The 9,813-nt window shown below is 76.6% G+C and carries 7 protein-coding genes and 1 pseudogene; 4 read left to right on the forward strand and 4 right to left on the reverse strand.

Annotated features, from left to right (window positions below; genetic code table 11):
• Nucleotides 1-738 (forward strand): annotated as a pseudogene (locus tag PYV61_RS14295) (hypothetical protein); the annotation flags it as partial.
• A 98-nt stretch (nucleotides 739-836) separates the two neighbouring features.
• A complete protein-coding gene (locus tag PYV61_RS14300; protein ID WP_275832674.1) occupies nucleotides 837-3,254 on the forward strand; it encodes a DUF5916 domain-containing protein in 2,418 nt (805 codons plus the stop codon).
• A gap of 7 nt (nucleotides 3,255-3,261) precedes the next feature.
• Here PYV61_RS14300 and PYV61_RS14305 read toward each other — a convergent pair whose 3' ends face one another.
• Together PYV61_RS14305 and PYV61_RS14310 are read right to left on the reverse strand one after the other, a co-directional pair.
• Nucleotides 3,262-3,801, reverse strand: a complete 540-nt coding sequence (locus tag PYV61_RS14305) for a hypothetical protein (RefSeq protein WP_275832677.1) — start codon at nucleotides 3,799-3,801, stop codon at nucleotides 3,262-3,264.
• 163 nt (nucleotides 3,802-3,964) lie between these two features.
• Nucleotides 3,965-5,275 carry a cation:dicarboxylase symporter family transporter gene (locus PYV61_RS14310; protein WP_275832679.1) on the reverse strand — a complete coding sequence of 437 codons (1,311 nt, stop codon included), beginning with the start codon at nucleotides 5,273-5,275 and terminating at the stop codon, nucleotides 3,965-3,967.
• 108 nt (nucleotides 5,276-5,383) lie between these two features.
• On the opposite strand from PYV61_RS14310, the gene queD reads away from it, so the two are divergent.
• Nucleotides 5,384-5,746 carry a 6-carboxytetrahydropterin synthase QueD gene (queD, locus tag PYV61_RS14315; RefSeq protein WP_275832681.1) on the forward strand — a complete coding sequence of 121 codons (363 nt, stop codon included), beginning with the start codon at nucleotides 5,384-5,386 and terminating at the stop codon, nucleotides 5,744-5,746.
• A 48-nt stretch (nucleotides 5,747-5,794) separates the two neighbouring features.
• Nucleotides 5,795-6,793 (forward strand): ATP-binding protein, encoded by a 999-nt coding sequence (locus PYV61_RS14320; RefSeq protein WP_275832683.1) that lies wholly within the window; start codon nucleotides 5,795-5,797, stop codon nucleotides 6,791-6,793.
• A gap of 63 nt (nucleotides 6,794-6,856) precedes the next feature.
• Here PYV61_RS14320 and recD read toward each other — a convergent pair whose 3' ends face one another.
• Together recD and PYV61_RS14330 are read right to left on the reverse strand one after the other, a co-directional pair.
• Complete coding sequence (recD, locus tag PYV61_RS14325) at nucleotides 6,857-8,851, reverse strand: exodeoxyribonuclease V subunit alpha (protein WP_275832685.1); 1,995 nt, start codon at nucleotides 8,849-8,851, stop codon at nucleotides 6,857-6,859.
• A partial coding sequence (locus PYV61_RS14330; protein ID WP_275832687.1) for a PD-(D/E)XK nuclease family protein occupies nucleotides 8,848-9,813 on the reverse strand: 966 nt, incomplete at its 5' end. The genes recD and PYV61_RS14330, both read right to left, overlap by 4 nt.

The following is a 9,813-nucleotide window of genomic DNA, read 5'->3' on the forward strand; positions in this document are numbered from 1 at the left end:
GACGGCGGCAGCGACGCCGCCGGGGCCGGCGCCGACGACGCGCACCTGCTCGTGCTCCCGCTGCCCGCGCTCGAGGGCGCGGTCCCCACCGAGCCGCCGGCGGCCGTGCTGGCCGGCGTGCTGGGCGCCGCGCTGCCGCGCGCCGGCTCCCCGTTCCTCGACGCGTCGTCGACGGCGCTGTTCGGCGCGCCCGCGGTCCGCGACGCCGAGGACGAGGAGACCGACGACGCATCGGACGACGACGCGCCCGACGCCGACGACGCGACCGAAGCGGAGGCGGACGACCCGGAGGAGCGGGAGGAGGCGGAGGAGCAGCCGCGCCGTCGCGCCGCGGCGCCGGTCGCGCTTCCCGAGCCCGAGCCGGCGGAGGTCGAGCCGGAGGCGATGGCGGCGGCGCTGGAGCGGCTGCGCGCGCGCCGGCACGCGCCGCAGCACGTGGAGGCGACGGTGGCGAGCGACGACGGCGTCGTCGAGCACGTGGCCGACGTCGCGTCGTGGCTCGCCGACGCGACCGTGCGCGAGATCCGCGCGCTGGCCGCCGAGGGGTGGGCGGGCGAGGAGGCGATCGAGGTCGCGCGCACGCTCGCCGGCGACGACCCCGAGATCGCCGAGGTGGTGCGCCACGCGCGCCGCACCGAGGGGGAGCTGATCGTCGAGATCGACGCGCGCGCCGCCGGCGCGTGGCTGCGGGCGAACCGTCCCGACGTCGCCGAGGAGCTGGAAGAGCTGCTCGACTGACCGCGGCCGGGGATCGGGGCGCTTCTGACGGATTCCGAACGCTGGGGCCTTGGGGGGCTCGACAGATTTGGGGCTCCCCTCCCCGCCTCCCCGCCCCGATGCCGTTCCCTCCCCTGCTCGCCGCGGCCGTCCTGGCCGCCGTCGTCCCCGAGTCCCTCCCGCCGCGCCGGTCCGCCGAGGGCGTCTTCCACGGCCGCCGCGGGGAGCTCGACGTCGCCCCGCCGCGCGTCGAGGCCGAGGTGCAGATCGACGGGCTGCTGACGGAGGCGGCGTGGGCGCGCGCGGCGCGGCTGACGGGCTTCTCGCGCTTCCAGCCCACCGACGGGCAGGCGGCCACCGACTCGACCGAGGTGCTGGTGTGGTACTCGCCGACGGCGATCCACTTCGGCGTGCGCGCGTTCGCGCCGGCGGGGACGGTGAACGCGACGCTGGCCGACCGCGACCGCATCGGCGGCGACGACCACGTCACGATCCTGCTGTCGACGTTCGACGACGCGCGGCAGGCGGTGGCGTTCGCGGTGAACCCGCTCGGCATCCAGATGGACGGGACGCTCGTCGAGACGGGGAACCTGAGCACGGGGGGGCTGAACAACAGCGGCGGCGCGCAGGCGCGCGAGAACGTCGACCTGTCGGCCGACTTCGTGTACCAGTCCAAGGGGCGCGTCACCGCCGACGGGTACGAGGTCGAGATCCGCATCCCGTTCAAGTCGCTGCGCTACCAGCCGCGCGACGTGCAGCGGTGGGGGATCAACGTGCTGCGGCGCGTGACGCGGCTGGGGGCCGAGGACTCGTGGGCGCCGGCGCGGCGCGGGATGGCGACGTTCCTCGGGCAGGGGGGGCGGCTCACCGGGCTCACCGACCTGCGGCGCGGGCTCGTGCTCGACCTGACGCCGGTGGTGACGCAGCGCAGCGAGGGGCGCCCGCTGCGCGCCGACCCGAACACGTGGGACTACCGCGTGCGGCGCCCCGAGGTCGGCGGCAACGTGCGGTGGGGCGTGACCAACAACCTCACGCTCAACGGCACCGTGCGCCCCGACTTCTCGCAGGTCGAGGCCGACGCCGCGCAGGTGCAGTTCGACCCGCGCTCGGCGCTCTTCTTCCCCGAGCGGCGCCCGTTCTTCCTCGACGGGATCGAGCAGTTCTCGGTGCCGAGCAACCTGATCTACACGCGGCGCATCGTGCAGCCGTCGGCGGCGGTGAAGCTGACGGGGAAGGTCGCGGGGACCGACGTCGCCGTGCTCTCGGCCGTCGACGACCCGGGGCTGCCGCGCGGGACGCCGGGGCGGCACCCGGTCTACAACATCGTGCGCGTGCAGCGCGACGTCGGCGCGCAGTCGCGCGTCGGCGCGGTGGTGACCGACCGCGAGGCCGACGGCGGCGGGTACAACCGCGTCGGGGGGCTCGACACGCGCATCGTGTTCGGCAAGGTGTACGCGCTGCAGGCGCAGCTGGTGGGGAGCCAGACGCGCGCCGACGCGCCGGCGGCCGACGGGTCGCGCGACGTGCGCGAGGGGCCGCTCTGGCAGGCGGTCATGCAGCGCAACGGGCGCCGCTTCGGCTTCCGCTACTCCACGTCGGGGATCCACCCGGACTTCGTCGCCGGCTCCGGCTTCATCTCGCGCGGCAGCATCGCGCGCGCGGCGGCCAGCCACCGCGTGACCTTCTTCAACGCGCCGACGAGCCGCGTCATGAGCTACGGCGGCGACGTCGTGCTCGACGGGACGTGGAAGTACCGCGACTTCACCGCCGGGCGCGAGGCGCTGGAGAAGAAGCTGCACTTCAACGGCAACGCGCAGCTGCGCGGCGGCTGGGGCGTCGGCGGGTCGGTGCTGGTCGAGGAGTTCCGCTACGACCCGGACCTGTACGCCAACTACTACTACACGCAGCCGCGCGCGGGGAACCCGGCGGTCGTGGACACGGTGCCGTACGTCGGCACTCCGGCGCTGCCGAACCTCGACTACGCGGTCACGCTCAACACGCCGCAGTTCAAGAAGTTCTCGGGGAACCTGTTCGCCATCTGGGGGAAGGACGAGAACTTCTACGAGTGGGCGTCGAGCGACATCCTGTTCCTGACGCTCAACACGACCACGCGCCCGACCGACCGGCTGCGCATCGACGCCGCGTACCAGATCCAGCGCTTCGCGCGCGCGCGCGACGGGAGCCTGGCCGGGCAGCAGCAGATCCCGCGCGTGCGCGTCGAGTACCAGCTCGCGCGCCCGGTGTTCGTGCGTTTCGTCGGCCAGTACATCGCCGCCCAGCGCGACAGCCTGCGCGACGAGGGGCGGACGCAGCAGCCGGTCTTCCTGCGCACGGCCAACGGCTTCGTGCGCGCCGGGGCGCAGCGCAGCAACACGTTCCGCGGCGACGTGCTGTTCAGCTTCGTGCCGAACCCGGGGACGGTGTTCTTCGCGGGCTACGGCTCGTCGGCGTCGGAGCCCGACCCGCTGCGCTTCGGCCAGCTGCGCCGGACGACCGACGGGTTCTTCCTGAAGTGGAGCTACCTGTTCCGCGTCTGAGGCCGCGTCAGGGCCGCGCCCCCGCCAACGCGCCCAGCGCCACCAGCGCGGCCTCGGGGTCGCGGCGCGCCAGGCGGACCTCGACGCGGGCCAGCGCGACCACGGGCGCGACGCCGCGCGCCAGCACGTCGGCCAGCGCGTCGAGCGCCGCCAGCAGCGCCCGCTCGTCGCGCGACTCGTGGGCGATCGTCTCCAGCTGCGCCGCGGTGTAGCCGCGCCCGATGAGCTGCGCGCCGCGCGCCGCCGCGGCGTCGAGCGGGCCGGCGTGGCCGGCGCGGAGGAGCGCCTCGCGCGTCGTGCGCAGGTCGGCGTGCGCCCGCGCGGCGGCACTCGCGACCTGCGCCTCGCTCGCCCCCTTGGCCCGCCCCTCGGCCACGCGGTCCTCGATCGGCGCGGTGGGGAGCCGCTCGGCGCGCGCGGCGTCGAGCGTCGCCTCGACGGCGGCGCCGGTCGCGAACGCGGCGTTGGCCGGGGCCTGCGCGGCGGCGGCGTGCGGGAGGACGGCGAGCGAGACGAGCGCGGCGAACGTCGCGGGCGAGGGACGCATGGGGCGGCGCGGGGACGGGGGGGACGACACCGGCGGGCGGGTACGGCCGTGAGCATGACGAGCGGATCCGCTGGCCATCATGGCGTATCACGCGCCGCGCGTGACGTCGGTCACGACGATCCGCACGGCGGCGCGCGGCGCGTCACGCGTCCCGCCGTGCGAGTCACACCGCCGGCCGATCTGTCCGTCCCGTCATGCGCGCGTCGTCGGCGGGCGCCGCCTCGGCGAGCGGCGCGTCGGGCGCCAACACTGTCGCGACCGTCATGTCGCCGGTCACGTTGACCACCGTGTTGAACACGTCGGGGATCGCGTCGGCGGCGATGAGGAGCCCGATCCCGTCGAGCGGGAGGCCGACGCTGAGCATGACCGGCGCGGTGACGACGAACAGCCCGCCGCTCGGGATCCCCGGGTTGCTGAAGCTCATGGCGACGCAGACGACGGTCATCGTCGCGATCTGCGCCATCCCCAGCTCGACGCCGTACAGGTGCGCGAGGAAGAGCGGCCCCACGAGGTCGGCGATCGGCGTGTTGAGCTTGAACGTCGACACCGCCAGCGGCAGCACGAAGCCGCCGATCGCCGGGCGGTCGCCGAGGTGGCGGCGCGCGCCGTCGACGAGCGCCGGGAGCGACGCGAGCGAGGAGCGCGTGCTCACCGCCACCATCTGCGCCGGCGCGGCCGCGCGCGCGAACGTCGCCACCGAGGTGCGCCCGAAGGCGGCGGCGATCGGGTAGCAGAGCGCGACCATCACCGCCACGAGCCCGCACAGCACGAGCACGTAGTAGCCCACCGCCCCCGCCGCGCCGACGCCGAGCTGCGCGCCCATGTCGGCGGCCAGCGCGAACACGCCGATCGGCGTGACGGCGAGCACCCAGCGCACGAGCACGAGCATCGCGTCGCGCACCGCCGTCGCCAGCGCGACCACGGGCGCGCGCGCGGTGGCCGGGAGGCGCGTCACCGCGGCGGCGAACAGCACGACGAACACGATCAGCGGCAGCATCGCCGCGTCGGCGGCGGCGCGCACGGGGTTCGTGGGCACGAGGCCGACGACGAAGCCGCGCAGCGTCGGCAGCTCGGGGGCGGCGCCCGCCGCGGCCCGGTCGGCGTCGGCGGCGCGCACCGCGGCGGCGGCCGCGGGGTCGATCGCCAGCCCCTCCATCAGCGGCGGCCCCGCGGTCGCGGCCAGCAGCGCGAACACGGTGAGCAGCGCGAGGAACCACCCGACCGCGCGCGCGCCGAGCCGCCCGACCGCGCGCGCGTCGGCCACGCCGACGACGCTCGTGACGAGGAGCGACACGACGAGCGGCACCAGCGTCATGCGGATCGCGGCGACCCAGAGCGCGCCGAGCGCCTCGGCGAGGCGGTCGGCGGCGCGCGCGGCCGGGGCGTCGGTGGCGGCGGCGACGGCGCCCAGCGCCAGCCCGGCGGCGAGGGCGCCCAGGGCGAGCGCGGTGGGCGAGCGGCGCGACAGGGTCATGGCGGCGGAGGATCGACGCCGGCGCGCCGCTCCGCAAGCGCGGACCCGCAAGCGCGGACCGCAAGCGCGGGCTTGCCCCGAGGCGCCGGGCCCGGCCACCATGCACGCATGGAGATCTGGCGTGAGTTCACCTTCGAGGCGGCGCACCGGCTGCCGCACGTGCCCGAGGGGCACAAGTGCGCGCGGCTGCACGGGCACTCGTTCCGGGTCGCCGTGCACGTGCGCGGGCCGCTCGACCCGACGCTCGGCTGGGTGATGGACTTCGCCGACCTCAAGGCGGCGTGGCGCCCGCTCGACGACGCGCTCGACCACCGCTACCTCAACGACATCCCGGGGCTGGAGAACCCGACCAGCGAGGTGCTGGCGCGCTGGATCTGGCAGCGGCTGACGCCGGTGCTCCCGGGGCTCAGCGAGGTGGTGGTGCGCGAGACGTGCACGTCGGGGTGCCGCTACCGGGGCGAGCCGGACTGATCGACGGCCGGGGGGCGCGGCGGCGCGGCGCGTGCACCGCCCGCCGGCATGCCCTCGCCCCTCCTGCAGCTCTTCACCGGGCGCCGCGGCCGCCGCGCGGTCGACACCGTCGTCCCCGAGCGGACCTTCGCCGACGTCGTGCTCCCGCCGGCGACGATGCGGACGCTGGAGCAGGCGCTGGCGCAGGTGCGCAACCACGCGCTGATCTTCGACCGCTGGGGGCTCGGCGAGCGGCACGCCACGGGGCTCGGGCTGGCCTTCAACTTCGCGGGGCCGCCCGGCACCGGGAAGACGATCTGCGCCGAGGCGATCGCGCACGCGCTGGGGCGCGACCTGCTGGTGGTGAACTACTCGGTGGTCGAGTCGATGTGGGCCGGCGAGACGGCCAAGAACGTCGCCGCGGTGTTCAAGAACGCCGCCGAGTCGGAGGCGGTGCTCTTCTTCGACGAGGCCGACGCGATCGCGGCGCGGCGCACGGCGGGCGCGCGGCAGGCGATGGAGCGCGAGGCGAACACGGTGGTGAACGTCCTGCTCAAGGAGCTGGAGGCGTTCAACGGCGTCGTGATCTTCGCGACCAACCTGGCGGCCAACTTCGACCCGGCGTTCGAGCGGCGCATCCGCACGCACGTGCTGTTCGAGATGCCGGGGGCGGCGGAGCGCGAGCGCATCTGGCAGGTGCAGCTGCACCCGCTGCACACGCCGCTGTCGGCGGACGTGGACTTCGTCGCGTTGGCCGAGCGCTACCCGGCGAGCGGCGGCGACATCAAGAACGCGGTCCTCAAGGCGGCGGCGATGGCGGCCGCCGAGCCGGGGCTGGACGTCGGCAAGCGCATCCACCAGCGGCACTTCGTGCAGGCGATGGACGACGTGCTGGCGGCGAAGGCGGTGATGCGCCAGTCGATCCTCGACGACGCGCCGCCGATGCCGGTGCCCGTGGCGACGCCGGCGCCGACGCTCGATCCCCGGCTCACCCTCGCCGCGCTCGGGTTGGGCGCCGCGGGGCTGCTGCTCGGCGTGGCCGCGCTGGTCGTGGCGGCGCTGCGGTGAGAACAGCCAGGAGAACGGATGAGACGGATCCGTTCTGATCCGTCTCATCCGTTCTCCTGGCAGTTAGTTCTCCCAGAGTGCCTCGCGGAGCCCGCTCGCGCGCTGCACCCGCTCGGCGATCGCGGCGCGCAGGACCTCCTCCGTGCCGACGACCGTCACGCGCTGGCGCGCGCGCGTCACGCCGGTGTAGAGCAGCTCGCGCGTCAGCACGGGCGACGGGCGGGGCGGCAGCACGAGGACGACCTCGTCGAACTCGGAGCCCTGCGACTTGTGGACGGTCATGGCGAAGACCGTCTCGTGCGCCGGGAGGCGGGCCGGCGCGAGGCCGCGCACGCCGCCGTCGGCCGCGCGGAACCAGACGCGCAGCGCGCCGCCCGGCTCGGACAGCACGACGCCCACGTCGCCGTTGTAGAGCTCCTGCGCGTGGTCGTTCTCCGTGACCATCACCGGCTGCCCCGGCCACCAGCGCCCGCCGGCCGCCTCGCGCGGCACGGTCCGCTCGCGCACCAGGGCGTCCACCACCGCGGCGTTCAGCCCCTGCGCGCCGAAGGTGCGCTCGCGGTGCGCCGCCAGCACGCGGAAGGCGTCGAAGGCCGCGAGCGCGGCCTTCGGGCCGTCGACGCGCACGGCGCGCCGGTACCCGGCGACCAGCCCCTCGCGCAGCGCCGCCGGGAGCGCGCGCACGTCGGCCGCGGCCGCGTCGAGCGGGAGCCACGTCACCTGCCCCGTGGGGTCGCGGCGCAGCACGGCCAGCGCGGCGTCGGCGTCGCCGGCGTTGACCGCGCGGGCGAGCGCGCCGATCCCGCCGTCGGCGGTGAAGCGGCGGCTGACGCGGAGGCGGACGACGCAGTCGGCGACGGCGGGAGTCGGCGCGGCGGGAGTCGCGACCGCGGGAGAGAGCGGGGCGCCGACGGCGGCGAGGCGCTCGGCCCACGCGGGGCTGCAGCCGGCGTCGTCGTCGCCGCACACGTCGGCGAGGATCGTCCCCGCCTCCACGCTCACCAGCTGGTCGCGGTCGCCGAGCAGCACCAGGCGCGCGCCCTCCGGCACCGCGTCGAGCAGCTTCGCCATCAGCGCGAGGTCCACCATCGAGCCCTCGTCCACCACCACCACGTCGGCGGGGAGCGGGCGGGCGGCGTCGTGGCGGAAGCGCGTGGGCTGGTGCGGCTGCCAGCCGAGCAGGCGGTGGAGCGTGGTCGCGGCGCGCGGGATCGCCGCCGCGACGTCGGCCGGCACCGCGAGGCGCGCCAGCTCGCGCGCGATCGCGTCGCCCATGCGCGCCGCCGCCTTCCCGGTCGGCGCGGCGAGCGCGATGAGCACCGGCGCGAGGCCGAGCGCGCGCGCCTGTTCGACGAGGTGGTCTCGCACGTCCAGCACGGTCGTCGTCTTCCCCGTCCCCGGGCCGCCGGTCACGCGCACCAGCGCGCGCAGCACGGCGGCCGCCGCGGCGGCACGCTGCAGGTCGGGGGGCGGGCCGGCGCGGTCGGCCTCCGGGAAGTAGCGCGCCAGCCCCGCGGCCAGCGCCGCGCGGTCGACGTCGGCGCGCTGCAGCGCGGCGCGCGCGCCCCCCGCCGCCAGCAGCCGCCGCTGGTAGCCCCAGTAGCGCGCGAGGTAGAGCCGGTGCCCGTCGAGCACCAGCGGGCAGCCGGGCGACTCCGCCGCCTCGCGCGCCGTCGCGACGACGGGGCTCGCCTCCAGCGCGGCGCGCCACGCCGCCGGGTCGGGCCACGCGACTGCCGCCGCGCCCTCGAGGCGCACCAGGCGCTCCGGCGCGTCGAGCTCCGCGTACACGTGCCCGTCCCCCGACGCGCGGCTCGCCGCCGCCAGCCCGAGGAGCACCAGCGGGTCCACGCCCCCGGCCAGCCGCGCCGCGGCGCGCGCGAAGTGCACGTCCACGTCGCGCAGCGCGCGCGTCGCGCGCCGCGCCGCGAGCGGGTCGCCCGGCGAGGCCGCGTCGCGCGGCGACCAGCGCCGGTCGAGGGCGCCCACGTCCTCCGGCTGCGCCACGGGCGGCACCGCCGGCGGCGCGGCCGCGAACAGGTCGCGCTGCGTCGTCACGCGCCCTCCCGGAGCAGGCGGTCCAGCGCCTCGATGCGCGCGCGCGGGGGACGGTCGACGAACACGCCGGTCCCCTCCCCCACGCCGCGCAGGAAGACGTAGCACGCGCCGCCGACGTCGCGGTCCCAGTCGTAGCCGGGGACGCGCAGCCCGAGCCAGCGGTGCAGCGCCACGAGGTACAGGTGGTACTGCAGCACGTAGTGGGCGTCGGCCATCTCGCGCGCCATGCGCTCGGGGGCGTAGTCGGCGCGGCGGGGGCCGAGCCGGTTCGACTTGTAGTCGAGCAGCCACCACCGCCCGTCGTGGCGCGCCACCAGGTCGATGGCGCCGGCGAGGAAGCCGCGCAGCGGGCGGAAGCCCAGGTGCGCCACGCGCGCCGCGTAGTCGCCCGGGTGGTCGGCGAAGCACGCCGCGAGCGCGTCGGCGGTCAGCGCGCCGCCGGCCGGGAGCTCGAAGCGCAGCTCGGTCATGCGCGCCGAGAGCGGCACGTCGCGCAGCCGCAGCGCGCCGAGCGGCGCGTCGAGCACGCCGCGCAGCGCGTCGGTCACGCGCCCGCCCCACGCCGACGCGTCGAAGCCGTAGGCGCGCAGCCGGTCGTCCACCAGCGGCGCCAGCGTGTCGGGGAGCGCGGGGTCGTGGTGCTCCAGCACCTCGTGGAAGAAGAGGCCGGCCTGCGCGCTCGCGGGGAACGCGGCGAGCGGCACCTCCCCCTCCTCGTCCGGGCCGCCGTCGCGCGCGTCGTTCAGCGCCTCGGGCGCGTCCTCGTCGGCGTCGCGGTGCGCGTGCGCGCCGCGCGACAGCCCCGTGAAGCTGCCGACGCGCCACCCGTCGTCGCGCGGCGCGGTGCGCGTCCACGGCCGCGCGGCCAGCGCGGGGCGTTCGGCGGCCGGCGCGCGCCCGGCCCGCGGCGAAGTCGGAGGCCAAGCGGTCTTAGGAAGACAAATCGTGGTCTCAACTCCTTG

Origin of the sequence: Roseisolibacter sp. H3M3-2 (assembly GCF_029211165.1) — a bacterium.
Classification (GTDB): domain Bacteria; phylum Gemmatimonadota; class Gemmatimonadetes; order Gemmatimonadales; family Gemmatimonadaceae; genus Roseisolibacter.

Coding starts and splice junctions, on each gene's coding strand:
- PYV61_RS14310 (WP_275832679.1), bottom strand. CDS start 5,275: ATGACCCTGTCGCGCCGCTCGCCCACCGCGCTCGCCCTGGGCGCCCTC.
- PYV61_RS14305 (WP_275832677.1), bottom strand. CDS start 3,801: ATGCGTCCCTCGCCCGCGACGTTCGCCGCGCTCGTCTCGCTCGCCGTC.
- PYV61_RS14320 (WP_275832683.1), top strand. CDS start 5,795: ATGCCCTCGCCCCTCCTGCAGCTCTTCACCGGGCGCCGCGGCCGCCGC.
- queD (WP_275832681.1), top strand. CDS start 5,384: ATGGAGATCTGGCGTGAGTTCACCTTCGAGGCGGCGCACCGGCTGCCG.
- PYV61_RS14300 (WP_275832674.1), top strand. CDS start 837: ATGCCGTTCCCTCCCCTGCTCGCCGCGGCCGTCCTGGCCGCCGTCGTC.